This is a genomic window from Snodgrassella sp. B3882 (assembly GCF_026535915.1).
GTDB lineage: Bacteria > Pseudomonadota > Gammaproteobacteria > Burkholderiales > Neisseriaceae > Snodgrassella.
In genome coordinates this window covers 1,723,347-1,748,809 of sequence record NZ_JAFNPF010000001.1, presented here as the reverse complement: position 1 = coordinate 1,748,809, position 25,463 = coordinate 1,723,347, and the positions used below count along the sequence as shown (strand labels likewise).

The window sequence follows — 25,463 nt, the reverse complement described above, 5'->3', positions numbered from 1 at the left end:
GATTGAATATGTGATGGGCTGTTTATAGCAATTGTCACATTTATGTCTTACTGGTAAAGGTAAACCAAGAGCTGAAAGATAGGCTGCAAAACGAAATTTTTTTAAGGAATTTAAGTTGTTGTGATGCTTAATTAATGTTGATGGTAGTCATCGACAATGATATTTGCTCTTTGGCACAGGCGGAATGAAGGAATAGCAATGAAGAAAAGATCATAAACGTCTATAATGCTCGTTTTTAAGAATTTAAGTCTAAATTACTATGCAGCACATCCACATTATTGGCATTGGCGGAACCTTTATGGGTGGCATAGCAGCCATTGCCAAAGAAGCAGGTTATCGAGTTACAGGCTGTGATGCCAAAATGTATCCACCAATGAGTACTCAGTTGGCAGATTTGGGTATTGAAGTGGTAGAAGGCTTTGAAGCAGCCCAACTTGATCAGTATGCTGCCGATATGTATGTGATTGGTAATGTGGCGCGCCGAGGTATGCCAGTCATTGAAGCGATTTTGAATCGCGGTTTACCCTATACTTCTGGACCGCAATGGCTAAGTGAACATGTTCTACAACAACATTGGGTACTGGCCGTAGCTGGCACGCACGGAAAAACCACCACCGCAAGTATGCTGGCATGGGTTTTAGAAGATGCTGGAATGGCACCAGGATTTTTGATTGGTGGTGTACCAGAAAATTTTGCTGTATCTGCTCGTTTACCCAAAAAAAATCAGGGTGATCACGCCCAGCAGTCTTTTTTTGTGATTGAAGCTGATGAGTATGACACGGCTTTTTTTGATAAGCGCAGTAAGTTTGTTCATTACCGTCCGCGTACGGCCATCTTAAATAATTTAGAATACGATCACGCCGATATTTTTCCTAATCTGGCAGCCATTCAAACGCAATTTCATCATTTGATTCGCACCATTCCGGGTGAAGGTCTGATTGTTCATAATGATCAGTCACCAGCCTTGCAGCAAGTATTGGAACAGGGCTGTTGGTCAGAAATACAAGGTTTTGGTTCTAGTCAGGATTGGCAGATTGGTGCGATCGATAGTCAGGGTGGTTTTGATGTGCTGTTGCAGCAGCAAATCGTGGGTCATGTAGATTGGAATTTACTTGGTCAGCATAACCGTATGAATGCTTTAGCTGTGATTGCAGCGGCCCGGCATGTGGGCATCACGGTAGAACAAAGCTGTGCAGCTTTAGGTCGGTTTAAAAACGTCAAACGGCGTATGGAAATCAAAGGAGTAGTACAGGGGATCACTGTCTATGATGATTTTGCGCACCATCCTACTGCGATCGCCACCACTATCGACGGTTTAAGACAGAAAGTTGGCAATGCCAGAATTTTGGCAGTACTGGAGCCACGTTCAAATACCATGAAGTTGGGTACCATGAAGGCTGCTTTATCCGATAGTTTGCTGCAAGCCGATGTGGTTTATTGTTATGCCGGCGGGGTGGACTGGGATGTGGCCGCTGCTTTAAGACCATTACAAAATAAAGTCCACGTATTTCAGGAAATGTCTGCGCTCATTGAGGCGATCATTCATGAGTCCAGACATGGGGATCATATTTTGGTCATGAGTAATGGCGGATTTGGTGGTATTCATCAACAGCTTCTGGATGGATTGACGATTAAATAAATGTCATTTATATAAGATAGATACCAATTTTATGCTAGCTGAGATGGTTTTAATTCAAGACGTTTTAATGGAAATAATCTAACTGATTATCTTTAGAAAGATAAAAATGTTGCTGCCGGCATGTTGATTATTCAACAGAGCAGCGCAAACATGATATAGGCTTTTACCTGATCAAGCTGAAGCTAGCATGAGGGTAAAAGCCTATTAATATTAGGCACGATCAAACTCCATATGCTTATTCTGAAGTTCGATTCAGCAAGTTAATTAAAGCAGCGATAGCTAATAGCAAAAATTAAATTTTTTTCATTGCACTCAGTAGAATGTTGAATGGACGATGTTGATTAAGACTCGCATCGCTATTTTGCTTCAACGTGTCCGGCAATTGTCTCAACGGAAATCATGGTTAATCTACGTGATATGTTCTCGTTTGCGCACTTGATTAAAGGTATTAATGATGGCGGTGCTGCTGCTGAGCATCTGCAAGCCAGCGGTTCACGCCTAAAATATTTGCCACAAAAATAATTCAGGTTATTGCTTTTTGATCATGACCTTGCCATGATGCATAATCGCACTTGGTATGATTTATGTTAAACTATATTCAGAATGATAAATTAAGAACAGATTATGAAAACATTATCCAAGCCACCTTTTCGTGCCGACGTAGTTGGCAGTTATTTAAGACCTGATTATTTAATTGAAGCTCGAGCAAAATTTGCCCGAGGGGAAATCAGTCATGAAGCGCTAACTGAAACGGAAAATCAAGCGATTACCGATCTGGTGCATAAGCAGAAAGCTGCCGGTTTAAAAGTAATCACTGATGGAGAGTTTCGTCGAAGCTGGTGGCATCTTGATTTTATGTGGGGTTTGAACGGGGTTGAAAAAGCTTCGCTGAAAGAAGGGTATAAATTTCAGGGTATTGAATCTCGCCCAGAAACAGCACGCCTCAGCGGAAAAATCAGTGGAGAAAATCATCCTTTTATTGAACATTTTCGCTTTTTAATGCAATTTGCTGATGATCAGGTTGTTCCCAGAATCACGATTCCAGCACCAGCTCAATTTTTCAAAGAGCTTTATCGGCCGGAAAATAAAACAATTACTGAAGCTATTTACCCAAATCAAGCAGATTTACTCAGCGATATCGCCAAAGCTTACCAAACATTCATCGCGCAAATCTATGCCATCGGATGCCGAAATTTGCAGCTTGATGATTGCACGTGGGGGATGATGGTGGATAGTCGCTACAATAACGCTGGCGTAGCTGATCAGAAAAACAACTGTGGCTGTGACTGTGCCGATAATAATACCGTTATCAGTCAGTCGGTGGATGATCTGGCCGAAATGTTTGTGCAACTGAATAATACAGTCATGCTCAATGCTGCTGAAGATCTGATTTTAACCACCCATGTTTGTCGTGGTAATTACCGTTCTACTTGGGCAGCCAGTGGCGGTTATGCACCTATTGCCTCCTATCTTTTCGGTCGTGAACATGTCAGCGCATATTATCTGGAATTTGACACAGAACGTGCGGGTGATTTTTCCCCTCTTGCCGCCGTCAGTGGTGAAAAGCAGGTTGTGTTGGGGCTGATTTCTTCTAAAGTCAGTGAATTAGAGGATAAGCAGGCTGTGATTGAGCGAATAAAAGAAGCCAGCCAATATTTGCCTTTAGACCGTCTGTGTTTAAGTACTCAATGCGGATTTGCTTCTACTGAAGAAGGTAATGAATTAACTGAGGCACAACAGTGGGCTAAAATTGCGCTGGTTACTGAAGTCGCTAAAGAGGTTTGGGGATCTGTTTAATCAATGGTAAATTCAGTTTGCAGTAGTCGTCGATGAATGCGATTACTGCAAACTTAGGTTATTTTTAGCTGATAGGTGCGATTGATGTTCACACCGCCTGTGTTGTGTTCCTTGATTTAGCTAGAAAAGTCATTGTCGTTTTTTCTAGGTTGCTGCGGTGAGTGACACGCGATTTTGACTAAAGAGTAGGTGGCAGAATACAGCGGTTGTGCGGAGAGCAAAGATGTCTCTTGACTGGTTACATAATAAATTAAATGCAATGAGTTTTTGGAAAGATTTGAAAAATGCTTTTAGCGGAAAAGACCCTAACCAAGCATTTAAAGAAAGTATACAGCAGGAACAACAACAGATATTAGACAGCAAAGATAAAGAAGGGGTTCGAGATAAAATTATAGGAAGTAAAGCTTTTTTTACTAAACAGATTGATAAGGTGCAAAAACGGATTGTCCAAATGAAACAGGAATATGACGAAGATAAAGCTGTTAATAAACCTGATTTTGATTTTTCTGCTTATTTTATCAGTTTCAATATAAAATATTTTCAACTTATCCAAGCTAAATATAGCAGGGGAGATGGGGTAAAAACCATATTGACGGATTGTGCTGTACTTATGGAAACTGTAACCAATTTTTGGACTCCTGATACAGATTATTCAGATGGAGGAGATATGGACTTTATGGACCTAATTAATGCATTGTCTTTAGGAATACTTGCCGATATTGATAAAAAATACTTTGAAGAACTAGGAAAAGTAATGCAAGAAAAAAACTTTTCCGACTTTATTATTGATTATTTACTAAATACTCAACTTTCTGATTATCATATAGGAGAAGAATTGCAAGTCCCTGATAGTAAATCTTTGCAATTACTTTCAGAAATCACAAAAGAGGAAAACAAAAATGAAGCAGTGAAAAAACTCAAACTTTACTTAGATAAATATTATTATACTTTAGAAAGTTTAGATTATGAATACAATACGCATAAATTTGAAAATGGCAGAAACTTCTATGGTTATTGGTGTTGGGAAGCAGGAGCTTTAGTAAAAATAAAAGGTTTAGATGATGGTATTTTAAGAAACAATCAGTTTTATCCTTATGATTTTGTTCATTGGAAAGATAAAGACACAAATAAATCTAAAAAAACCTACTTTTTTGAATGAATAATTTGTAAGATTACTTACAGTCTATAATAAATATAATTTATTATAAATCTTACAATTAGTAATTATACTTTTTATTATTAGAGTTTTTAATAAAAATCCATACAACTTTTAAATGTAGTTAAAACTTGAATATAATAATCTCCTAAAAGTTTAAATTCTTTTTCTAAATTATTTAACAAATCAATAGCTATTTTAGAGGGCATACCATACAGTGTATCGTTAAATATTTCAAATGCATAACTATTCTTCTCTGCAATTTTTAGGGAATTTATTAAATACAATTCTTTAATAAAATCACATACCGTTTTATAATTTGAGTATTTCCATTAACTGAAAATTGTAAATCCTCTAAACATTTTATATAATAATTATAATAATTTTCTGTTAACAACAAATAATCGTAAAATTCGTTTTTATCACTTCAAAATTTATATTAACACCTAAAGAATTAGATTTTTAAAGCTACCATATAAAATGGTGTATTGCATTTACTGGATTAATTATATTTGCTAGTTAATTAGATTTTTTCAGGAATAGGAATAAAGAAGAATCACTACTAATCAAATTAGATTTTTGTCTTGTAGATAAATACATACTATCAATGAAATTTTTCATGAATTTTCCAAATTTTTTATTATTCTTTTTCAGTTTAAATGCAGTATCTAATTTCTTTTCAACTAAATCTATTATATTTCTCGAAAAAACGAGGATTTAAAGATTTATGCTGATTTAGTCAGCATATATTTATATTTTTGTTTACGCCTAAATTTCAGTCAGTCAGGATAAAATCATGTTTAAGAAATTGGGGTTAATGGTAGCGATATTGTGGGTATGTTTCGCCCAAGGGTCATTTGCCGCAAGCCACAATAAGCCTGTCAGCACAAAAAATGACGTCGCTCAGCAACAGCAATTAACTAAAACAATAAAGCAAATCATTCATTATTATAATCAACATGATTTACATGGGTTGAATCAATTTATCCACCCAGATGTTAAGCTATTTATCACGTTCGAGGGTTTGCTTGATTTTTACCAATATGAGAGAGTGCCCAAACTTAAAGAGCATATTGAAAATATTCCTGATTTTGTTTTGGATGATTTAAAGCAAAATGTCATGACAGAAGATTTTCCTGTTACCTTTCTAACTAAACGCAAGACGAGGTGCAATGAGGCTGAGAACCCAGCAAAAAAAGGTCTTTTTGTTACTGTCCATCAGCGTCAAATTGATGTAATGTCTGGAATATTTCATTTTTATAAGCTTAATGATGACAATTATGACTCAGCAGATGAAAAGCTGATTAAACAGATTACTCCACGAACAGTCAAAGTCACTTATCGGGGTAAGGGTAAAGATGAAAGCGATCATAAAGAATTCCAAAAATTTTACTTTACCTTTCATCTTACCTTAATCAATCATAAATGGTATTTAACCGTGCTGGAGCTGCAAAATGAATGTTGTGGCGAAGGCTGAAAAAAATTCTGTGAGTAAAACTATGCATGATAGGTTTATCTAAACTGGTGCAGCGCTGGTTTAAGTCTGTTTTGGTTATTAGCACTGGTGATCAATATGATTGATTTGCTGGAGGTGCAGTTAAACAGCAGGCACAGTATAGTTGAAGCTTGATGCACTTTAAATCGGTCTGTTTCGAGAAAGTAAAAAATATAGTTTGCTCGTGGCACAATAAACAAACATTAGTAGGCAATCCATTATTAACTTGATCTATTTTGCTATTGTTATTGGAGCGAAAAAAGCATGGGATAGGGTTACTGTTAGGTGGAATAGGGTTCCTGTTGAAGGTTTTGACGCTGATGAAAACAAGATGCCTGCAATCAAGGCATTAAGATAGCAAGAGATAAAATATCGTTTAGGACTCAGAAAACATCTATATCGTCTGGATCAAAAAAATGGTGTCAATAGATTTAATGATGTTGCCATGATATTGATTTAGTGGCTGAAGGAACATTGGTGGGCTGAATTTTACATTATGCATCAATGATAATTTGCTGGTTTAACCTTTCAATTTATGCTGGTGATTGGTGTCTTTGTTATTTCAGCTAATGGGGCTTATCCAATGTTTCCATCAAGCTAGATAAAATGGATGAAGATGTACCGATTATTGGTCAGCTTTTGGTTTAGCTATAAGTGAAAAATGAAAAAATCTGGGCTAATTGGTGACTGGTTGAGTAAGGGATCCAGTCTGTTTTATTGCGCTATACAGTACTGGAACAAATCTCGCGTTAATTTCGCCCGAGCCAAAATAATACCGCTGCAAGCCATGCAGGCCTGAAGCGGTTTATTCATTCACCACAATAGTTAGTCTGTTGAATCTGGATGATAAGGGCTACCATCTGCCAATAACCATTCTGGTTCGGTACCCAGATTAATCACATCCTCATTAACAATGACTTTTTTGACGTTTTTGAGGTCGGGCAGTGCATACATGGTATTGAGCAAAGCTCTTTCCACAATGGATCGCAAGCCACGTGCACCGGTTTTACGTGCCATAGCCAGTTTGGCAATAGCGCGTAAGGCAGAAGGTTGCACTTGTAATTCAACTCCTTCCATGGCGAATAATGCCTGAAACTGTTTGATTAAGGCATTTTTTGGTTCGGTTAGGATGTTGATTAAGGCATCTTCATCCAGTTCGGACAAAGTCGCAATAACGGGCAAACGACCGATTAATTCAGGAATTAAACCGAATTTAATCAGATCTTCGGGTTCTACGGTCTGAAAAAGTTCGCTGATGTTGGTTTTTTCATCTTTGCTGTGAACATCAGCACCAAATCCGATGCCCCCTTTTTCAGTGCGTTGTCGGATCACTTTTTCCAGACCGGCAAAAGCGCCACCACAGATAAATAAAATGTTGGTGGTATCAACGTTGATAAATTCTTGATTGGGGAGTTTGCGTCCACCTTGAGGTGGTACTGAAGCAACAGTGCCTTCTACTAATTTGAGCAAGGCTTGCTGTACTCCTTCACCAGATACATCACGTGTAATCGACGGATTATCGCTTTTACGCGAAATTTTGTCGATTTCATCGATATAGACGATCCCTTTTTGCGCTTTTTCAACATCAAAATCGCATTTGGCTAACAATTTGGTGATGATTTGCTCAACATCTTCACCCACATAACCCGCTTCGGTTAGGGTGGTGGCGTCAGCCATGACAAAAGGTACATCTAGCTTGCGTGCCAGAGATTGCGCCAGCAGTGTTTTGCCCGAGCCGGTGGGACCGATCAATAAAATGTTGGATTTGGACAGTTCAACTTGTCCTTCAGTCTTGCCCATACGCAGACGTTTATAATGGTTATAAACAGCTACGGCTAATGACTTTTTGGCCGGTTCCTGACCAATTACATATTGATCCAGATTGGCTACGATTTCCGCTGGTGTGGGTAATGGCTGGTTTTCATTATCGCCTGAGCTGGCCATTTCCGCTGAATCTTGTTCATCGGGGTTATGCAGCATCATGCTACAGGTGTCGACGCATTCATTACAAATCAGTGCGTTTTCGCCTTCAATCAAATTTTTTACATCGTTTTCGGCTTTACCGCAAAACGAACAATAACGGGTATCTTTACTCATAAATACGATTTCATTGAGGGAATATGCATAAGTTGCAAGCTTAAAATGTTACAATACTAAGTCTGTAGCAGACATCAGGTGATCGATGAGTATATAGTGTTATTGCTGGGATATCAAACCGTATGCTGTTGTCCAACTGTGAATGTTGCTACTTGGTCAGAATTCAAAAATTAAGCTAAAATAGTTATTCATTATATTTTTTAATATTCAAGCAGTTTGAAAACTCTAGATGAGGAATATTAAATGTTGAACAATGATGAAGGATCGCTACTGTAGGTGGCGTTGTTACGGTAAGATTCATACAGCTGTAATGATGTAGCAGACATGATTTTCTCTGCAGCTATGAAAGTCAGTTAGTGATTTTTTGTCATTAGCGCCCTTAAAGGGCTCAAAAGGAAATGATTATGTCACGTTTATCTTGTTTACGTCGGTGGCAGTGGATCGGTTTATTAGGTAGCAGCTTGTTCATGGCTGTACCTGCAATGGCGGATGATTTAGATGTACTGGGACAGTTTATAGAACAAAGACAGGCCGCAGATGAGTCTGGTTCAGTTAGCTCGTTTATCAATCATCATCCAGATTCTAATTTGGAAAGTCAGGCACAGATTGCCGGTCCATTGTTAAGTTCGCAATCGGCTTTGATTATGAATAATCAGACCGGTGAAATTCTTTATCAGAAAAATATTAATCAAGTTCGTTCAATTGCTTCAATTTCGAAGCTGATGTCTGCAATGGTGGTTTTGGACGCCAAGCAAAACATGAATGATCAGATTACGATTACTCCAGCTGAAATTGATCGTCTGAAAAATTCCAGCAGTCGGTTATCGATCGGTACTGTCCTGAGTCGGCGCGAGCTGTTGCATATCGGGTTGATGAGTAGTGAGAACAGAGCGATCCATGCTTTGGCGCGAACCTATCCAGGTGGTATGCCGGCTTTTGTCAATGCTATGAATCGCAAGGCAGCTGATTTAGGTATGACTAATGCTCGTTTTTATGAGCCCACCGGCTTAGATCCTCGTAATCAGGCTACTGCCCGTGATTTGGCCTTGCTGGTACGCGGAGCCAGTCAATACCCTTTAATTCGTCGCTATACCACTGAAGATTCTGGCGTGGTTTATACCAGTAATGGTAAGGTGGAGAAATACCGTAATTCAAACGCTCTGGTGCGCGAAGGAAGTTGGCCCATAGCATTACAGAAAACTGGATATATCCGTGAAGCCGGAAAATCTATGGTGGTGTTAACCACGATTCAGAATCAGCCCGTTACTATTGTGTTGCTGAATTCTTCCAGCTCATTAAATCGGGTTAATGACGCGCGTACATTAAGATCTTGGGCATTACAACAGCAAGCATTGTAATTGATCGACGCCTTTGTTATCTGGCTGTGCTTTTTTTTTAGTGCAGCGAGGTAATGAAGGCTATTCATTCAATTAACGCTGATTTTTTTCTGTTTAAGCTGTTTGTTGTAAGCTTGTGATTTAAGATGGTGGTTCATTCTGGTGCTTTATAAAGCTGGTTGACAGAATGAATTAATCACCTTCTATATTTATATTGGGGCAATTGATCATGACTATTCTTGTTACAGGTGCTTCTGCAGGTTTTGGCGCCAGTATTTCCCGCACTTTGGTAAAAGCTGGTTATCAGGTCATCGGTGCTGCTCGGCGGCAGGATAAGTTGCAGCATTTAAGTCAGGAACTGGGTGCTGCATTTTTACCACTGGAAATGGATGTGACTGACACCAATAGTGTAGATCAGGCACTGGCATCAATCCCTGAACAATGGGCTCAAATTGATTTGCTGGTCAACAATGCCGGATTAGCTTTGGGGATGGAAGTAGCGCAGGAAGCTAATTTTGCCGACTGGGAAAGGATGATTCATACCAATGTACTTGGTTTGACCTATGTGACTCGAAAAATACTGCCACAGATGGTGCAGAATAATAAAGGTTATATTATTAATCTTGGTTCTACTGCCGGTAGCTGGCCTTATAAAGGTGGTAATGTGTATGGGGCCACGAAAGCTTTTGTGCGTCAATTCAGTTTAAATCTACGTACTGATTTGGTTGGTACCCGAATTCGTGTAACCAATGTTGCGCCGGGTTTATGTGGTGATACTGAATTTTCCAATGTGCGCTTTCGTGGTGATGAAGATCGGGTTCAAGCGGTGTATGAAAATATCAGTTACCTCAAACCCGAAGATATTGCCAATACGATTTTATGGCTTTATCAAACTCCCGCTCATGTCAATGTAAATCACATTGAAATTATGCCAGTATCACAAACTTTTGCCGGTCTGAGCGTGACCCGCGATCTGGCATAGGATTTTGGTATGACTGGCAAGTTATCCTGCTCAGCGAATACGGCAGAAAAAGCACGGATTTTAGCGCAATGTGAGCTGCAGGGAGCCACGATTACGCAACTGCGAGCGCAAGTTCTGGATATTGTATTGGGTATGACTGGTGTGATTAAGGCGTATCAGGTATTGGCATGTATGCAGCACAATAGCAGCAATACAATCGCCCCGCCTACTGCTTACCGAGCATTAGACTTTTGGACTGAGCAGGGCGTGCTTCACAAAATACCAGCAATCAATGGATATATTCTTTGTCGTCATGTGCAGCATGAGTGTGGCGATCTTTGTCGGCAAGATCCCATCCATCATAGTGATTTTGTTTTAGTTTGCAATCAATGTGGTGCCGTTGAGGAGCTCAGTATGAGTCAAGAATGGCTGGCGTTACGTCAACGAGTGGCAGACAGTGGTTTTCTGCTCAATGATGAACATATTGTTTTAACTGGTATGTGTAATCAGTGTCGCCAGACGGGTGAAAGCCAGCAGCAAAATAAACAGCCTAACTGAACACAGATTTCTGTGGCATGCTTTTAGCTCTATCCGCTAAATACTCTTTATCTATGTTGCTAATATCTTCTAGATTACAGATCCTATTCAGCAAATTAGGTTAGTTTTATTGTTGGTGTAACCATTTGATTATCCATGTGGCTATTGGTTCCATTGTAGCAAATCAATCAGCACGAACTTTTTGTTATTCAGTGCGACTTTAAGCACTGATTGATCATAGAAAATCAATGCCATTATTGTCGAAAATCTAAAATCAAAGTTTATGTTCTTTTTCTGCCTATTCTTGGCTATTTCTTCACGATCATGTTGAGCTAGTGAAGGTGTCTAAAGAAAAAATTTTTACTCTAATAAAAGAATCCCCCAATTTGTATGGATCTAAAATGGTTTTCTTTGTGCCTTTTTTACTTTGCTCCTAAGTTGGTTTTTTCAACAAGGTGCGCATTGAGATCTTTCTACATCCCTCTTATTAACTGAAGACAAAGTTATTCTAGGTTTTAATTGAGTAGCATCTGGCTATTTTATGCTTAAACCATGAACTACTATCGCTGCTTTGGCTCAGTCATCTGTTGATCATAGGAGAATATCTAATACTTTTTTTTTGCTATTAAAGTATTTCCTTAAATATGAATAAAATTGATGGCTTGACCGTGGGCTTTGACCCTGTTGATCGCTGCTATGTTTAAAAACATGCAGTAGTACCTGTGGTAATTCGCTAATAAAATTGCCATACTTTTGGGGGGCAAAATATCGGTGGATGGGTATGGATAATGTTCGCTATCTTGTCAAAATTGAAATCATTAAATTTTTCAAATCGTCATGCAGTATTTTGCAAAGGCAATTTATATTGATGGCATAAATCTAAGCTAAATTTTGTTTACATTGTCGATATTAAGTGCTTAAATGGTTAATGTTTTGGTTACATTTCAGGTATGGAAGTGCATTTTAATAACCAATTTATCCAAAAAGCTCAACATTTTATTCCCCTTAAAATCATATCAACTGGTGTTGCTTTGCCAGATGGCAAGTTAACCTCTGACGAACTTGATCAAAAACTCAATAAACCTCATGGCTATACTCTGAAACGCTCAGGGATTGAATATCGGTATCATGCTGATTATCAGCTTAATCAGGCTGATCTCGCCGCACAGGCTTTGAATGATGCCTTAGCTCGTCATCATATCGCAGCAGATTCTATTGATTTATTGATTTGTGCTTCTGCATTGAAAGTACAAGCGTTACCTTATTGTGCGGCACATATTTTGCAGGCCAGTAATTTGCCTGATAAAACCGCAACATTGGATGTCAATGTTAGTTGTGTTAGTTTTATTTCTGCCTTGAATTTGGCAGGTTGTTTAATTAATTCTGGAAGTTATCAACGTATCGCTATTGTTTCAGCTGAACTGGCATCCCGAGGATTAAACTGGGAGGATGAAGAATCCTCAATGATTTTTGGGGATGGAGCAGCTTGTGCTATTGTGGAAAAGGGCGATGGTCAAAGTGGGATTCTATCGTTTTTACAGGAAACGCATACTGCGGGTATCGATCTGTGTCAGATAAAAGGTGGTGGTACTCGCTGTAATTTGCGAACTGGAATGAAAGATAGCGATTTTCTTTTTCACATGCAGGGTAAGCCTTTATTTAAGCTTGCTTCTTCTTTAATTGAACCTTTTATGACAAAGCTTATGCAGTTAAGTGGTTTACAATTAGAAGATATTGTCACCGTTATTCCACATCAGGCCAGTCATCTATCGTTGGAACATATGCGTAAACGGTTAAAAGTTTCCCAGCAAGCGTTGATCGATATTTATCGATTTCGTGGTAATCAGGTGGCTGCATCTATTCCCAGTGCTTTGCACGAAGCGGTCATTACCGATCGATTTCAAGCTAATCATCCGGCGATGCTCATCGGCACCGCTGCTGGTCTGACCTTTGCCGGAATGATTTTACTGCCATGAAGTTTTTGGTAACTGGTGCTACCAGTGGTTTAGGCAGAAATGCGGCGCAATGGCTGTTACAGGCAGGTTATCAGGTTTGTGCAACAGGTCGCAATAAGCTTGCGGGGGAACAATTACGCCAAATTGGGGCTCAATTCATAGCTTTGGATCTGGTTACTGCCTCCGATGAGGATTATTTGAACCTTTTACAAGGTTGTGATGTGGTTTGGCATTGTGCGGCTTTATCATCCCCATGGGGTGATTATCAGGATTTTTACCAAGCAAATGTGGTGGTAACTTCCCGTTTGGCACAATTGGCGGGTCAGCTGGGTATTAAGCGGTTTGTACATGTATCGACGCCATCGCTGTATTTTGATTTTCATTCCCATCAGAATATCAGCGAGAATCAATTGGCAAAGCGTTTTGCAAATCATTATGCTTCAACAAAATATTTGGCTGAACAAATGATCCAGCAAAATGTGCATTCTTTTCCTGATACCGTTTTTATCATTCTCAGACCACGCGGTATTTTCGGCCCTCATGATCGGGTGTTGATTTCACGCGTGCTGGCTTTGATTGCCCGGACTAAAGGGAATTTGCCTTTACCCGGTGCTGGGGAGGCAGTGATAGATCTGACTTTTGTCTTAAATGTGGTGCAGGCGTTATTTTTGGCATCCACCAATGAGCAGTTACTATCTGGGGAAATCTTTAATATCACCAATCAACAGCCTATGCAGCTTAAAACCATGCTCAATATGCTGCTTAAAGATAGGTTGCATATTGATTATCGTATCCGCTCTTTCCCTTATCCAGTGCTTTTTGCCCTTGCCTGTTGCAGTGAATTGGTGGCGAAGGTGACAGGAAAAGAACCAACATTAACGCGCTACAGTGTCGGCGCGCTATATTTCGACATGACTTTGAATCCTGAAAAGGCTAATCAACGCCTTGGCTATCAACCCATCTATAGCCTAGAAGAAGGAATCAATCTAACGGCTGAATGGTTAAGCCAAAACGGAAAAACAGTATGATGGCCAAGCTAACCACCTTTGAAGCAGGCTACTGCACGCATCTTGCCTGTATGGCGCAAAAGGGAGCGGGGTGGAATATCTGCAAATTTCCTGCACGAACATGGTTAATTGAAGTGGGTAGTAAACGCTGGTTATGGGATACGGGTTATGCCGACTATTTTTATCAAAGCACGCAGACTGGGATTTTTAAATTTTATCGCAAGCTAACCCCTGTATATCTACAACAACAAGAATCGATGAAGATGCAGTTTCTGGCTTTAGGCATTGATTTAGCCAGCATAGATGCAATTATTCTTTCCCATTTTCATGGTGATCATATTGCTGGTCTGCGTGATTTTCCCAAAAGTAAGTTTATTTGCAGTGGTGAAGGATGGCAGAAAATGCGTTTATTACGTGGTTTTTCTGCTTTAAGGCATGGATTTGTGCCAAATTTAATTCCGCCTGATTTTGAACAACGGCTTACTTTTGTGGAAAGTTTTGCTCAATCTGCTTTACCACAGCAACTTTGGCCATTTACTGATGGCTATGAGTTACCCCAAAGCCATCAACAGGTCTTTATTGTTCCTTTGCCAGGTCACGCCAGTGGTCATATTGGTGCCTTCGTACAGACTGATCAAGGTTGGACACTACTGGCAAGTGATGCTGCCTGGACCCCGGCTAATTATCTACAATTAAAAAGCCCATCTCGTCTGACTCATCTGGTGATGGAAAATCCGCGCGCCTATTATCAGACGTTGCGCAATTTACAGCTTTTATCGCGCCAATCTCAGGTCAATATCTGTCTTAGTCATGAAGGCTATATATGAATACGTTGAAAGTGTTGTGGCACTACTGGAAAACCAAACGTTTGTCGTTTGCCAGCAGGGAGGAACTGCAAGCATATCAACAACAACAACTAACCCGATTTAGACAAAAAATACTCAGTAAAAGCCCTTACTTCCGGCGTTTTGCCACACTTGAATTTGACCAATGGCCTTTAATGAATAAACAGATCATGATGCGCCATTTTGATGCAATGAACACTGCTGGATTAGAGCTGGAAACGTTATTAGATTGCGCCCGCCAAAGCGAACAATCTAAGGATTTTTCCCCAAAGGTTGGTCAATACAGTGTGGGGCTGTCATCTGGAACATCCGGCAGTCGGGGGCTGTTTGTTGTTAGCCCAAAAGAGCAGCAAATGTGGGCTGGTGCTATGTTGGCTAAAATGTTACCCAAGGGTTTACTGGCGCATGAGCGTGTAGCTTTGTTTCTGCGGGCAGATAATCATCTTTATCATAGTGTTGATACCAGTTGGCTCAAGTTACGCTTTTTTGGTTTGTTTGATCATTTTCAACAGCAATTGCATGCCTTGGCAGAATATCAGCCAACGATCATTATTGCCCCGGCGCAGGTGTTGTGTGCCTTAGCTCGTGCGAAACAAGATGGCAATCTCTCAATCTCTCCGGATCTGGTTATTTCGGCCGCGGAAGTACTGGAATATCATGACCGGCAAATGTTAGCTCAAGTTTTTAATCGATTGGGCGAAGTGTATCAGGCGACTGAAGGATTTTTAGGATCAACTTGTGCTCATGGTGTGTTGCATTTGAATGAAGAGTTTATTTTAGTCGAGCCACAGTGGCTGGAAGAAAAGCGTTTCGTTCCTGTTATTACCGATTTTACCCGTGAAACGCAACCGATCGTACGCTATCGATTGGATGATATTCTGGTGCGGCGTGAAGAACCGTGTTTATGTGGTCGGCAAGGAATGGCGATAGCGACCATTGAGGGTAGGCATGACGATCAAATTATTTTGAAAAATCAATGCAATGAGTCTATAACGATTTTTTCCGATTATTGTAGTCGCATTATTGCCAATCATTTGCCGTTAAACAGTGATTACCGCTTGATTCAACATGCTACCGATCAAATCGAGTTAATAGGATGCTGTGCACTTTCCAGTCTGCAATCTTGTCAGCTGGCGTTGCAAAAGCATTTTCTACAGCAAGGTGCGCAGATTGATCAATTAGATTGGATTCTGAAATCTGTCGACACTATTCCAGTATCGTTTATGCATAAAAAACGCCGCATTATTCGGGAAAAATAGGTTGTATAAGCGAATAAATGCCAATATGCTTATTCATTTCCATTTTAAAAACATCAGTATCAATTCCAATATGCCCTAAGTTTGATTTAGAGTAAAGTCTCGAATTGTGAGCAAGTTATGATGTTTGTTATTACACCTGTGGTCTGCAAAAAAGGGAAAAAATAATGAGCACTACCTATATGCATTGATGATATGGTGATATCTAGGTTGCACTGACAGGGTACATAGCCATTCAGAACAGATCTAATGAAGTGAAGGGAATCGATGAATCAGCTAACTATGCCAATCATTTTCATGCTATGCAGTGTTTATATTGAAGCATTAGTACTCAAAATAGTTAAGAAGAAGCACATTAACTGGCTGGATATTATGTTTAATTTAAATTCTGGTCATATTGTTTTGTGGTTTTTTAGGGGGCTGGAAATTCTGTGCTATGCACTGGTTTATCAGTATTGCAGTTTGAATTTATTTGCACATGTGCCAGTCATTTTTGCCTGGATATTTGCTTTTATAGCCTGGGATTTCTGTTTTTATTGGCAACATCGGTTGTTACACACGTTTCGTCTGCTTTATGCGGTGCACATTGTTCATCATCAGGGCGAACACTTTAATTTATCCTTAGCGGTCAGGAATTCATGGTACTCGTCTTTATTGTCGGCCGTGTTAAATATTGTACTGGCATTTATTGGGGTTTCAACAGAAATATTTCTGACAGTATCGATATTTCATTATTCTATTCAGTTTTTTAATCATAACGACGTCACCCCAAAATTGGGTATTCTAGAAAAGATTTTTGTTACCCCGAATCACCACCGAGTACATCATATCAATGACAGACATTATTCTAATCGTAATTTTGGCGGCTCATTTATTATTTGGGACAAGTTGTTTGGTAGCTTTGCTGTGATGCCTGCAGGTAAGGTTAGCTACGGTTCACCGGGAATCAAGACGCAAAATCCATTGCTGGCGAGTAATTATCCCTTCATGCAATTGTTGAACATTTCTTTTGTCCCCGCCGCACCGACGAAAAAATGGGTTTTTTCCAGTTTCCTGTTGACCTTGGGTGGAATTCTGCTTTTTGCGCTGACTATTGCTTATGTATATAAATATGCTTATGGTATGACTAATATCACGTTTAGCCAATATACTCTTTTTGGTTTTTTAGCCGCGGGGACCATTTTTCTTGGGGCAATGGCAGAAGGACGGATATGGGGATTGATTGGCTGGACCATATTAACTTTAAGTATGCCCGTAGTGTTTTTATATCTATTTGATTGGCCACAGCTTTACTGGCAGGTTATCATTTGGTTATTGACTATACACGGTGTGGTGATTTTGCTCTATACTTTGATAAATGGTCATAAAACCACCATCCCTTGTGCTAAACAGGCATCCTCATGAAGCCAAATTGTCTGGAGCTGATTTATGATCGGCAACAAGATCAGCGTTTAAAAGAGTCCCTTGAAACAGCGCTGGCAGAGTATTTATGCCGGCATCAGGATCATCGTTATGCTGATTGGGGAATGAAATTCAAGCTGGTTGCACTCTGTTTGTTGTGTGCCGGTGCTTATATTGCAGCGTTGCATCAAACAAAATTGCTGTTTTTTTGTCTATTCTATTTTTTCTTTATTACTTTTGCCTTACTGTTGGCGATTAATGTGGTGCATGATGCCTCGCATAATGTTTTTTTTCGTTCTCCAAAAGCCAATAAATGGCTCAATTTTTGGATTACTATTCCGCTGGGCATAGATCCAGAGTGTTGGCGAATACGGCATGTGCTGCAACATCATCCCTATACCAATGTTGAGTTTTATGATTTAGATATTGATTATAACGGGGTATTACGTCAAACACCGTTTCAGGTGCACCATTGGTTTATGCGCTATCAGCAATATTACTGGCCTTTGGTGGCAGCGATGACTTTTCCGACCATTGTTTGGTGTTTCGATTGGCAGGATAGGTTAGGCATTAAATTCAATGTGTGTAAATTTACTTACCCCGGTGTCAAAGGGTGGCTGGTGTTTTTGTTATCCAAAATGCTGCATATTATTCTGGCATTTGTTATTCCGGCATGGGTGTGTCCGCAGTTTAACTTCTGGGTTATTGTGCTGGTATATTGTTTGAGTCAGATGTGTTCATCACTGATTTTTGTCATTCTAATTTTGGGGAGTCATTGGGCAAAAGCCACTTTTTATCAGGCACCTCCACAAGGGCGGTTTGAGCATGGAAAATTGCAGCATGCGTTTTATACAACCTTAAATTGGCATTTAAAATATGCCTGGCTGGAGTACTGGCTGGGGGGACTGAATTTGCATCTCACTCATCATCTCTTTCCGGGGGTCAGCCACAGACATTATCATAAGTTGACGCCAATCGTGGCGCATATAGCGCGTGAGTTTAAGCTGGATTATCAGGCTTTGTCCTTAAGCGGTTTGCTGCGCTCACAGCAGGTATTTCTTCGCAAGATGGGGCAAAATTATCGTCAATAATACGGCCCACGCCAACGATATTCAGTCAAAAAAATTCAAATTCGTCTATTTTTCTGCTTTCAGTAAGCGAATAATTTGCCAGATGAAGCAGAAATGGTTTTAAATAAACGCTATACACATAGCTTAGGGGCTGGAGTAATGAAAGATATTAAAGTTGCTGTGGTGCAGATGGTATCCGGTACCAATGTGGCGGAAAATGTCGAGAAGATGTCGGCACTGGTGAAACAGGCGGCTGAGACTGGGGCTCGCTGGGTAGTATTACCAGAATACTGGCCGCTAATGGGGCAGGATGATCGGGATAAGGTGGGCATAGCCGAGAAATTGGGTGAAGGCGTGTTACAGCAAAGTCTGAGTGAATTGTCGGCACAATTAAATATTGTGTTATTCGCCGGTACCATACCATTACAAAGTACCGATCCAGACAAAGTTTTAAATACTATGTTGGTTTACGATCAGGGTCAATTAATTGGTCAATATCATAAAATGCATCTCTTTGGTTTTCAGTCAGCCAATGAGTCTTATGCTGAAGAAAATACCATAATGCGTGGGCTAGAAGTGCCTGAACTGAAGGTAGACAAGATCGCTGTGGCGCAGGGTATTTGCTATGATTTACGTTTTCCCGAGTTTTTCCGAGCGCAGTTACCATTTGAAGTGATGGTTTTGCCTGCTGCATTTACTTTTACCACTGGTAAAGCTCACTGGCAAACCCTGTTGAGTGCCAGGGCGATAGAGAATCAGTGTTATGTTTTGGCATCAGCTCAGGGCGGAATCCATCAAAATGGACGCCGTACTTATGGACACAGCATGATTATTAATCCTTGGGGTGAAGTGTTGGCTTGTTTGCCTGAGGGAGAAGGGGTGATTACCGCTACTTTGGATGCAAATCAGTTAGATATGGTACGCAGCAAATTACCTGCTTTGAATCATCGGCTGCTTTAATCTACTTCTAAAGCAATCAAGGCGGAAAAATTAGATAATTTGTCTAATTATTCTGCCTTTTTTATATTTACTTGGCATAATTTTTTACAATTCTTGTCCAATAGTTTAATTCATGGCATGATTAGCCACTTTATTTTTGACTTAATCGAATTTTTAGATGAATTATTGTAATCAAATCATATCAGGCTGTGAGGACAAGAAATGAGTGGAAGCATAACAATGAAAAAATCACACTCCCAGTGGAGTTCGCGCATGGGCTTTATGCTTGCTGCTGCTGGATCAGCTGTTGGGCTAGGTAATATATGGAAATTTCCGTATATGGCTGGAGAGATGGGTGGTTCTGCTTTTGTACTAACTTATCTGATTTGTATGTTTGTGATTGGTTTGCCCATATTGGTAGCAGAGTGGCTGATTGGTCGGCGTGGGCAAAAAAATCCGATACATACTATGGAAGATGTGGCCAAAGCAGAAGGAAGATCTAAAAACTGGCGCTGGGTAGGCATTATTGGTGTGCTCGGGTCTTTTTTAATTTTGTCTTTTTATAGTGTGATTGGTGGCTGGGCTACAGATTACATTGTGATTGCAGCCAAAGGCTCATTTGTTGGTATGAATGGCAATGGTACCAGCCAGCTATTTGAGAATTTTTTGGGCAGTGTCAGTCATCTATTTATTTGGCATACAGTGTTTATGTTTGCTACTGCCTTTATCGTTGCACTGGGGGTGGGTGCCGGATTAGAGCGTTCATGTAAGATCATGATGCCAGGATTGGGCTTATTACTGATTGGTCTGGTGGTTTATGCTGCTTTGGTCAGTGGTCCAGCATTTGAGCAGGCATTTAAATTTTTATTTACCCCGAATTGGTCAGCTATAACCGGCAAAGCTGTGTTGGCTGCTTTAGGACATGCATTTTTCAGTTTGTCTTTGGGTATGGGCATCATGATGGCATACGGTTCCTATCTGGGCAAAGACGTTAACCTGATTTCCACCGCTCGCACAGTTGTTATTCTGGATGTGATCGTGGCTATTTTGTCCGGTATGGCTATTTTCCCGCTGGTATTTGCTAATGGGTTACAACCGGGCGAAGGTGCTGGTTTGATTTTTGTTACTTTACCCATTGCATTTGGTAATATGGCTGGCGGAACTATTTTAGGAGTATTGTTCTTTATTTTCCTAACCTTTGCTGCGTTAACTTCTTCAATTTCACTGCTGGAGCCTACGGTAGAGTTATTGGAAGAAAAAACGCGCCTGAGCCGTGTTTCTGCAACGGTGGTGAGTAGTGTTGTTATCTGGGCTTTGGGTATTGCTTGTCTGTTATCATTTAATGAATGGAAGCAAGTGACTTTGTTCGGAAAAAATATCTTTGATTTGCTCGATTATCTGACCAGTAAACTGATGTTACCGCTAACAGGTCTGGGCACCATTGTTTTTGCTGGCTGGATGATGAATCAACAACTTATCCGTGAGGAATTACACTTAGGTCCAGCATTATTTGCTCTGTGGAAATTTTTGTGCCGTATCGTCATTCCTATTGCGGTCGTCGCCATTATGATCTATGGTTTTATGCCACAAAAGTAGTATAAATGATTGACTTGGCAGTGAAAACAGCTCTGATATTTTTCAGAGCTGATTTTTTATGACCGTGAGCTATGGGCAAATTAGCGAGTTAATGCTAAGTTGATGCTTGGACAAAATAAGGTCAATGCAGGTTAGGTTTAAGCTGTGACACAACTATTCTCACATTTCAACGCCGGCTTGGCGCGCAATCGCCAGCCCTTCTGCAACACTCATATACTGTGCAGGCTGTATTTCATCACGCAAAACAATTTCTCCCTGACTAAACATCACCAATTCATTCACCGCTAATTGTTGCCATTTTTCATTACATGTTAAAGGTAATGTAGCGATGACCGCAACGCGATCGTTGGGAGTGGTGACGGCGGAAAAATCAATGGCAACATCTTCATCTACTAAAGCCGCCTCGCCAAATGGAGCCTGACGGATAATATAAAACAGCAGAGTACTGGCATGTGCTAACAACCAGTCTCCATTGGAAAGCATATAATTGAACAAACCATATTTTCTCAGTTCATGCGTTTTTTCGGCAATGGAGGCAAACAATTCTTCGCGTGAAGGTTTGTATCGGAAGCGCTGACGCAAGTGTTCCAGAAGATAACAAAAGGCTTTTTCTGAATCAGTCGAGCCTACAGGGTTAAAATATTCGCCGTCAATTTCTTTAAGCCCACGCAGATTGCCATTATGAGCAAAAACCCAGTATTCACCCCATAATTCGCGTACAAAAGGGTGGGTATTGGCTAAACTAACCTGTCCTTGCGTTGCCTTGCGGATATGCGCAATAACATTTTCCGATTTGATTTTATATTGTTGCACGAGATCTGCCACAGGAGAACGAGCACAGGGTTTGTCATCCTGTAACAGCCGAATACCGTGTTGTTCAAAAAATGCAATGCCAAAGCCATCTGCATGGCTATCAGTCAATCCACCACGCAAACGAAACCCTTCAAACGAAAAAACAATATCCGTTGGGGTGTTACAATTCATGCCGAGCAATTGGCACATTTTAGACTCTCCTTATACAACCAGGCATAGGGTGGAATTAATAACCTAGCCACAGAGATGATGTTGAACTATTTTATCATTAATTATTTACTAATTTTATTTATTCGATCACTTAACACTGAAACAGTCGAAAAATCGGTTGAGGTCTGAAGAGTATATTGACCTTCAATTCTCGTGTTAACCATGCCAATACATGATCCTAAAGTTTATATAGGTATAAAGCCAATAGCTACTGTTAGCGGTCGTATTTATAAAAAATTGGGTTGTTTGTTGTTTTATGCGCGCACTTGCGATCAAAATTTTAGCCGTTTCATTGCGAGCAAAAATGAATTATTCAGATTGTTACATCTGCTCAACACATTACGCATAGTTGAATTTTATTAAGTTGTAACCATATTAAACGATTATTTTGCTGAAAGAAGATGATGACTGAACAGGCAATAAATCCTCAAGATCAACTGACTCGCTTTATGTTTGAAACCTATCCTGTGCGTGGATTGCAAGTGAATCTACAGCAGGTGTGGCAGCATGTTGGAGAAAATAAAAAATATCCAGCAGCCATCAAACAAGCACTAGGAGAACTGACCGTAGCGGCGGTATTGCTCGCCAGTAATCTCAAGTTTGAAGGCAGCCTGATTGTACAGGTTCAGGGAAGTGGTATTCTAAAAATGCTGGTTGCAGAAGCGACATCTTCTGGCACCTGTCGAGCCACTGCACGTTGGGATGAATCTGCGCTTATTGATGATGATATGAGCTTGGTCGATCTGCTTGGCTCCGGCGGTATGTTTGTACTGACCTTACAACCAACACATGGAGAATCATGGCAGGGTGTGGTAGAGCTGGCAGGCGACAGTATTGCGCAAATGCTGATGAATTACATGGCGCGTTCTGAACAATTAGCTACCTATATTGCCTTGGCTGCGGATGATAATCATGCCGGTGGCTTGTTATTACAAAGATTACCCGGGCAGGATATAGAAGAAGATTGCTGGACAGAACTGACTGCTTTAGCAGAAACAGTCAAAAAAGATGAATTGCTGCATTTACCAGCCGAAGAATTATTATATCGTCTGTTTCATGAACATGAAGTACGCCTGCTGGCGCAGCAGCCGATAGAATTTGCCTGTACCTGTTCGCGTACCAAAGTTAGTGATATGTTGCTGCTGTTGGGCGGACAAGAAGTGGGTGAAGCGGTGGCTGAAGAAGGCAGTATTCAGATCAATTGTGATTTCTGTCACGCTAATTATGTGTTTGATGAAGCGGATGTTAATACTCTGTTCGGACAAGACATTGTTGAGACAGCCAAACAACAATTGCATGCTCAGCAACGTAATCATTAAACAACATTATTAAGCAAACAGGCAGCAGACATAGAGTCTTGCTGCCTGTTTGATTAGATAAAAGCCTATTGCTGCATGATGGTTTCAATTGCGCTGGTGGTTTTGGGTACTGAGGCGGTCAGGTTTTCATTTCCATTTTCCGTAACCAAAATATTGTCTTCAATACGAATGCCAATATGATGAAAAGCGGCGGGGATATCATCAGCTGCGGCTATATAAATACCCGGCTCGATGGTGGTAACCATACCAGGTTGTAACAAAATTGGCTGACCCTGGTGGTCAAATCGCCCGCCAACATCATGAACATCCAGACCCAGCCAATGTCCCAAACCATGCATGTAAAAACGACGATAAAGCTGTTTATCAATGTTTTCCTCAACACTACCTTGCAAAATGCCCAGATCGATCATCCCTTCAGTTAGCATTCGTGTGGCATTGGATGCAATGATCTGCCAGTCTGCTTGATTAACTGTGGCATCAATACTTGCCTGATTAACAGCTAAAACGATGTCATAGACATCTTTTTGGGCACTGGTGAACCGTCCACTAACGGGAAAAGTACGGCTGATATCACCAGCGTACATCTGATATTCCGCTCCTGCATCAATCAGGAGTAAATCTGACGCTTGTAGCTGATCACTGTTGCGGACGTAATGCAAACAACAAGCATTTTTGCCACCAGCAACGATACTGTTGTAAGCCGGATAACGTGCACCATGCAACATGAATTCATGTAGTATTTCCGCCTCAATCTGATATTCGTATTTGCCCGGTTTAGTGTTGCGCATGGCGCGGATATGAGCTTGAGCACTGATTTCCGCTGCAATGCGCATTAAAGACTGTTCGTGTTCATCTTTGACTAGCCGCATCGGGTCAAGAATGCTGCTCAGATTAATCAAATTCTCTGAAGCGATGGTGCTGCCAGGAATGCTGTGGTGATTGGTGATCTGGTTAATTTCATTCCACAAAGCAATCATTTGGGTATCACGTTGAGGATATAAACCCCAAAGCGCATATAATTGCCGATGACCGGGTAAAGCTTTTTTTAAATGTTGAGTAAGTTGGCTAATGTCATCTGCCTGATCAAACTTAAATTGCTCCCGCGCGGCAGCAGGACCATAACGAAAACCATGCCAAATTTCTGCATCAGGATCTTTGTGACGACACAATAAAGTAGCACTCTGTTCTTGCCCATTCAGAATCAAAGCTGATTCAGTTTCAGGAAAGCCGGTGAGGTAATGGAAATAACTGTCTTGTCTGAAAGGGTATTCGGTATCGTTGCTGCGACGTTGTTCTGGCGCGGCAAATACAATAGCAATACCATCGGTACCGATTTTTTGAAGTACGGCTTGGCGACGCTGCTGATAAACCGATTGGTTAACTTTCATGCTGAATTCCTTGAGACATGCTACGGCGAGCAAATTGAATTTTTTTCGCCAGCCAAAGCGCACAAATCGCCCCGAGCAAATCTGCTATGGCGTCCAATATATCGCCACTACGGTGTGGTAACTGTGATTGAATCACCTCACTTATAGCAGCCCACAATAAAGCTAAAATCAAATATTGGCGTATGGGCAAAGTGCTGTTAGATTGTAAGCAGATTTTACATAATAACCAGAACTGACCGAAAAATAAACCAAAATGGCATATCTTATCAAAGTGGGGAATGGACACAGACTGATTGCCACTGGAAAAAAACAAGGTATAAATACTGGCGCCAAACCAGATTAGCGCCAGAACAAACCATTTATTCAGCCACTGAGTTTTCATTGCGTATTATCTTCATTAAGCCATTGCTGGCACAGCGTGGCCAAACGGAGGAATTTATTGCCACGTGATTGAAAAATTTGTTGCCAGTTTTGCACAACTGCTGCAGAAGGGGCTTCATCCAGAGTGCATTCATTTAGCCAAAAATCAAGTGTTTCTGCACATTCACCATAGCTGGCTGTTTGCATGAAGTCGGTTGTGGAGTGCATGAGAGAAAATAGAAAAATCAATATTTTAGAAGATTAAACGGGCTGATGATCAGCCCG

General features: G+C 40.5%; 23 protein-coding genes. 18 read left to right on the top strand and 5 right to left on the bottom strand.

The features are described 5' to 3' along the window. The first annotated feature begins 259 nt into the window (after window positions 1–259). From mpl to J3U68_RS07330, 6 genes are all read left to right on the top strand, one after another. Window positions 260–1,639 carry a UDP-N-acetylmuramate:L-alanyl-gamma-D-glutamyl-meso-diaminopimelate ligase gene (gene mpl / locus J3U68_RS07355; protein ID WP_267375782.1) on the top strand — a complete coding sequence of 460 codons (1,380 nt, stop codon included), beginning with the start codon at window positions 260–262 and terminating at the stop codon, window positions 1,637–1,639. A 399-nt stretch (window positions 1,640–2,038) separates the two neighbouring features. After that, window positions 2,039–2,161 carry a hypothetical protein gene (locus tag J3U68_RS07350; protein ID WP_267375781.1) on the top strand — a complete coding sequence of 41 codons (123 nt, stop codon included), beginning with the start codon at window positions 2,039–2,041 and terminating at the stop codon, window positions 2,159–2,161. 102 nt (window positions 2,162–2,263) lie between these two features. Beyond that, window positions 2,264–3,436 (top strand): 5-methyltetrahydropteroyltriglutamate--homocysteine S-methyltransferase, encoded by a 1,173-nt coding sequence (locus J3U68_RS07345; protein ID WP_267375780.1) that lies wholly within the window; start codon window positions 2,264–2,266, stop codon window positions 3,434–3,436. A gap of 223 nt (window positions 3,437–3,659) precedes the next feature. Then, window positions 3,660–4,595: a PoNe immunity protein domain-containing protein gene (locus J3U68_RS07340; RefSeq protein ID WP_267375778.1), complete on the top strand. Its 936-nt coding sequence runs from the start codon at window positions 3,660–3,662 to the stop codon at window positions 4,593–4,595. A gap of 793 nt (window positions 4,596–5,388) precedes the next feature. Continuing rightward, window positions 5,389–6,069, top strand: a complete 681-nt coding sequence (locus J3U68_RS07335; RefSeq protein WP_267375777.1) for a hypothetical protein — start codon at window positions 5,389–5,391, stop codon at window positions 6,067–6,069. Between the two features lie 679 nt (window positions 6,070–6,748). Then, on the top strand, window positions 6,749–6,886 hold the full coding sequence (locus J3U68_RS07330; protein WP_267375776.1) for a hypothetical protein: 138 nt from the start codon (window positions 6,749–6,751) through the stop codon (window positions 6,884–6,886). Between the two features lie 26 nt (window positions 6,887–6,912). Here the strand turns inward: J3U68_RS07330 and clpX are convergent, their stop codons facing one another. Beyond that, window positions 6,913–8,184: an ATP-dependent Clp protease ATP-binding subunit ClpX gene (clpX, locus tag J3U68_RS07325; RefSeq protein WP_267375775.1), complete on the bottom strand. Its 1,272-nt coding sequence runs from the start codon at window positions 8,182–8,184 to the stop codon at window positions 6,913–6,915. 398 nt (window positions 8,185–8,582) lie between these two features. Between clpX and J3U68_RS07320 the strand changes: the two genes are divergently transcribed. From J3U68_RS07320 to J3U68_RS07270, 11 genes are all read left to right on the top strand, one after another. After that, window positions 8,583–9,542 (top strand): serine hydrolase, encoded by a 960-nt coding sequence (locus J3U68_RS07320; protein WP_416384640.1) that lies wholly within the window; start codon window positions 8,583–8,585, stop codon window positions 9,540–9,542. A gap of 208 nt (window positions 9,543–9,750) precedes the next feature. Further along, window positions 9,751–10,503, top strand: a complete 753-nt coding sequence (locus J3U68_RS07315) for an SDR family oxidoreductase (protein ID WP_323811432.1) — start codon at window positions 9,751–9,753, stop codon at window positions 10,501–10,503. A gap of 9 nt (window positions 10,504–10,512) precedes the next feature. Beyond that, window positions 10,513–11,040, top strand: a complete 528-nt coding sequence (locus tag J3U68_RS07310) for a Fur family transcriptional regulator (RefSeq protein ID WP_267375773.1) — start codon at window positions 10,513–10,515, stop codon at window positions 11,038–11,040. A gap of 935 nt (window positions 11,041–11,975) precedes the next feature. Further along, a complete protein-coding gene (locus J3U68_RS07305) occupies window positions 11,976–12,995 on the top strand; it encodes a 3-oxoacyl-[acyl-carrier-protein] synthase III C-terminal domain-containing protein (RefSeq protein WP_267375772.1) in 1,020 nt (339 codons plus the stop codon). Further along, window positions 12,992–14,002, top strand: coding sequence for an NAD-dependent epimerase/dehydratase family protein (locus tag J3U68_RS07300; protein WP_267375771.1), 1,011 nt, complete (start codon window positions 12,992–12,994; stop codon window positions 14,000–14,002). Before J3U68_RS07305 ends, J3U68_RS07300 begins: the two co-directional genes overlap by 4 nt. After that, entirely contained in the window at window positions 13,999–14,808 is an 810-nt protein-coding gene (locus J3U68_RS07295; RefSeq protein WP_267375770.1) for an MBL fold metallo-hydrolase, read from the top strand. Before J3U68_RS07300 ends, J3U68_RS07295 begins: the two co-directional genes overlap by 4 nt. Next, window positions 14,805–16,085 carry a F390 synthetase-related protein gene (locus tag J3U68_RS07290; RefSeq protein WP_267375769.1) on the top strand — a complete coding sequence of 427 codons (1,281 nt, stop codon included), beginning with the start codon at window positions 14,805–14,807 and terminating at the stop codon, window positions 16,083–16,085. Before J3U68_RS07295 ends, J3U68_RS07290 begins: the two co-directional genes overlap by 4 nt. A gap of 264 nt (window positions 16,086–16,349) precedes the next feature. Continuing rightward, window positions 16,350–17,486 (top strand): sterol desaturase family protein, encoded by a 1,137-nt coding sequence (locus tag J3U68_RS07285; protein ID WP_267375768.1) that lies wholly within the window; start codon window positions 16,350–16,352, stop codon window positions 17,484–17,486. Then, window positions 17,483–18,574 (top strand): fatty acid desaturase family protein, encoded by a 1,092-nt coding sequence (locus J3U68_RS07280; RefSeq protein ID WP_267375767.1) that lies wholly within the window; start codon window positions 17,483–17,485, stop codon window positions 18,572–18,574. The genes J3U68_RS07285 and J3U68_RS07280 overlap by 4 nt, the downstream gene beginning before the upstream one ends. A gap of 138 nt (window positions 18,575–18,712) precedes the next feature. Beyond that, a complete protein-coding gene (locus J3U68_RS07275) occupies window positions 18,713–19,513 on the top strand; it encodes a carbon-nitrogen hydrolase family protein (RefSeq protein ID WP_267375765.1) in 801 nt (266 codons plus the stop codon). Between the two features lie 219 nt (window positions 19,514–19,732). Next, a complete protein-coding gene (locus tag J3U68_RS07270) occupies window positions 19,733–21,088 on the top strand; it encodes a sodium-dependent transporter (RefSeq protein WP_267375764.1) in 1,356 nt (451 codons plus the stop codon). Between the two features lie 159 nt (window positions 21,089–21,247). On the opposite strand, the gene J3U68_RS07265 is transcribed toward J3U68_RS07270, so the two are convergent. Then, window positions 21,248–22,090 (bottom strand): class II glutamine amidotransferase, encoded by an 843-nt coding sequence (locus tag J3U68_RS07265; RefSeq protein WP_267375763.1) that lies wholly within the window; start codon window positions 22,088–22,090, stop codon window positions 21,248–21,250. 425 nt (window positions 22,091–22,515) lie between these two features. Here J3U68_RS07265 and hslO point away from each other — a divergent pair, with 425 nt between their 5' ends. After that, window positions 22,516–23,430: an Hsp33 family molecular chaperone HslO gene (hslO, locus tag J3U68_RS07260; RefSeq protein ID WP_267375762.1), complete on the top strand. Its 915-nt coding sequence runs from the start codon at window positions 22,516–22,518 to the stop codon at window positions 23,428–23,430. A 65-nt stretch (window positions 23,431–23,495) separates the two neighbouring features. Here hslO and pepP read toward each other — a convergent pair whose 3' ends face one another. Genes pepP through J3U68_RS07245 form a run of 3 tightly spaced genes read right to left on the bottom strand, consistent with a single transcriptional unit; the run spans window position 23,496 to window position 25,385 of the window. Further along, window positions 23,496–24,818 carry a Xaa-Pro aminopeptidase gene (gene pepP, locus J3U68_RS07255; RefSeq protein WP_267375760.1) on the bottom strand — a complete coding sequence of 441 codons (1,323 nt, stop codon included), beginning with the start codon at window positions 24,816–24,818 and terminating at the stop codon, window positions 23,496–23,498. Further along, a complete protein-coding gene (locus J3U68_RS07250; protein WP_267375759.1) occupies window positions 24,808–25,200 on the bottom strand; it encodes a VanZ family protein in 393 nt (130 codons plus the stop codon). The genes pepP and J3U68_RS07250 overlap by 11 nt, the downstream gene beginning before the upstream one ends. Continuing rightward, entirely contained in the window at window positions 25,197–25,385 is a 189-nt protein-coding gene (locus J3U68_RS07245) for a dioxygenase (protein ID WP_267375758.1), read from the bottom strand. The genes J3U68_RS07250 and J3U68_RS07245 overlap by 4 nt, the downstream gene beginning before the upstream one ends. Window positions 25,386–25,463: the final 78 nt, after the last annotated feature.

Excerpts from the sequence above, each read along its gene's own strand:
- mpl (WP_267375782.1), top strand. The coding sequence starts at position 260 with ATGCAGCACATCCACATTATTGGCATTGGCGGAACCTTTATGGGTGGC.
- J3U68_RS07350 (WP_267375781.1), top strand. The coding sequence starts at position 2,039 with ATGGTTAATCTACGTGATATGTTCTCGTTTGCGCACTTGATTAAAGGT.
- J3U68_RS07345 (WP_267375780.1), top strand. The coding sequence starts at position 2,264 with ATGAAAACATTATCCAAGCCACCTTTTCGTGCCGACGTAGTTGGCAGT.
- J3U68_RS07340 (WP_267375778.1), top strand. The coding sequence starts at position 3,660 with ATGTCTCTTGACTGGTTACATAATAAATTAAATGCAATGAGTTTTTGG.
- J3U68_RS07335 (WP_267375777.1), top strand. The coding sequence starts at position 5,389 with ATGTTTAAGAAATTGGGGTTAATGGTAGCGATATTGTGGGTATGTTTC.
- J3U68_RS07330 (WP_267375776.1), top strand. The coding sequence starts at position 6,749 with ATGAAAAAATCTGGGCTAATTGGTGACTGGTTGAGTAAGGGATCCAGT.
- clpX (WP_267375775.1), bottom strand. The coding sequence starts at position 8,184 with ATGAGTAAAGATACCCGTTATTGTTCGTTTTGCGGTAAAGCCGAAAAC.
- J3U68_RS07320 (WP_416384640.1), top strand. The coding sequence starts at position 8,583 with ATGATTATGTCACGTTTATCTTGTTTACGTCGGTGGCAGTGGATCGGT.
- J3U68_RS07315 (WP_323811432.1), top strand. The coding sequence starts at position 9,751 with ATGACTATTCTTGTTACAGGTGCTTCTGCAGGTTTTGGCGCCAGTATT.
- J3U68_RS07310 (WP_267375773.1), top strand. The coding sequence starts at position 10,513 with ATGACTGGCAAGTTATCCTGCTCAGCGAATACGGCAGAAAAAGCACGG.
- J3U68_RS07300 (WP_267375771.1), top strand. The coding sequence starts at position 12,992 with ATGAAGTTTTTGGTAACTGGTGCTACCAGTGGTTTAGGCAGAAATGCG.
- J3U68_RS07295 (WP_267375770.1), top strand. The coding sequence starts at position 13,999 with ATGATGGCCAAGCTAACCACCTTTGAAGCAGGCTACTGCACGCATCTT.
- J3U68_RS07290 (WP_267375769.1), top strand. The coding sequence starts at position 14,805 with ATGAATACGTTGAAAGTGTTGTGGCACTACTGGAAAACCAAACGTTTG.
- J3U68_RS07285 (WP_267375768.1), top strand. The coding sequence starts at position 16,350 with ATGAATCAGCTAACTATGCCAATCATTTTCATGCTATGCAGTGTTTAT.
- J3U68_RS07280 (WP_267375767.1), top strand. The coding sequence starts at position 17,483 with ATGAAGCCAAATTGTCTGGAGCTGATTTATGATCGGCAACAAGATCAG.
- J3U68_RS07275 (WP_267375765.1), top strand. The coding sequence starts at position 18,713 with ATGAAAGATATTAAAGTTGCTGTGGTGCAGATGGTATCCGGTACCAAT.
- J3U68_RS07270 (WP_267375764.1), top strand. The coding sequence starts at position 19,733 with ATGAAAAAATCACACTCCCAGTGGAGTTCGCGCATGGGCTTTATGCTT.
- J3U68_RS07265 (WP_267375763.1), bottom strand. The coding sequence starts at position 22,090 with ATGTGCCAATTGCTCGGCATGAATTGTAACACCCCAACGGATATTGTT.
- hslO (WP_267375762.1), top strand. The coding sequence starts at position 22,516 with ATGACTGAACAGGCAATAAATCCTCAAGATCAACTGACTCGCTTTATG.
- pepP (WP_267375760.1), bottom strand. The coding sequence starts at position 24,818 with ATGAAAGTTAACCAATCGGTTTATCAGCAGCGTCGCCAAGCCGTACTT.
- J3U68_RS07250 (WP_267375759.1), bottom strand. The coding sequence starts at position 25,200 with ATGAAAACTCAGTGGCTGAATAAATGGTTTGTTCTGGCGCTAATCTGG.
- J3U68_RS07245 (WP_267375758.1), bottom strand. The coding sequence starts at position 25,385 with ATGCAAACAGCCAGCTATGGTGAATGTGCAGAAACACTTGATTTTTGG.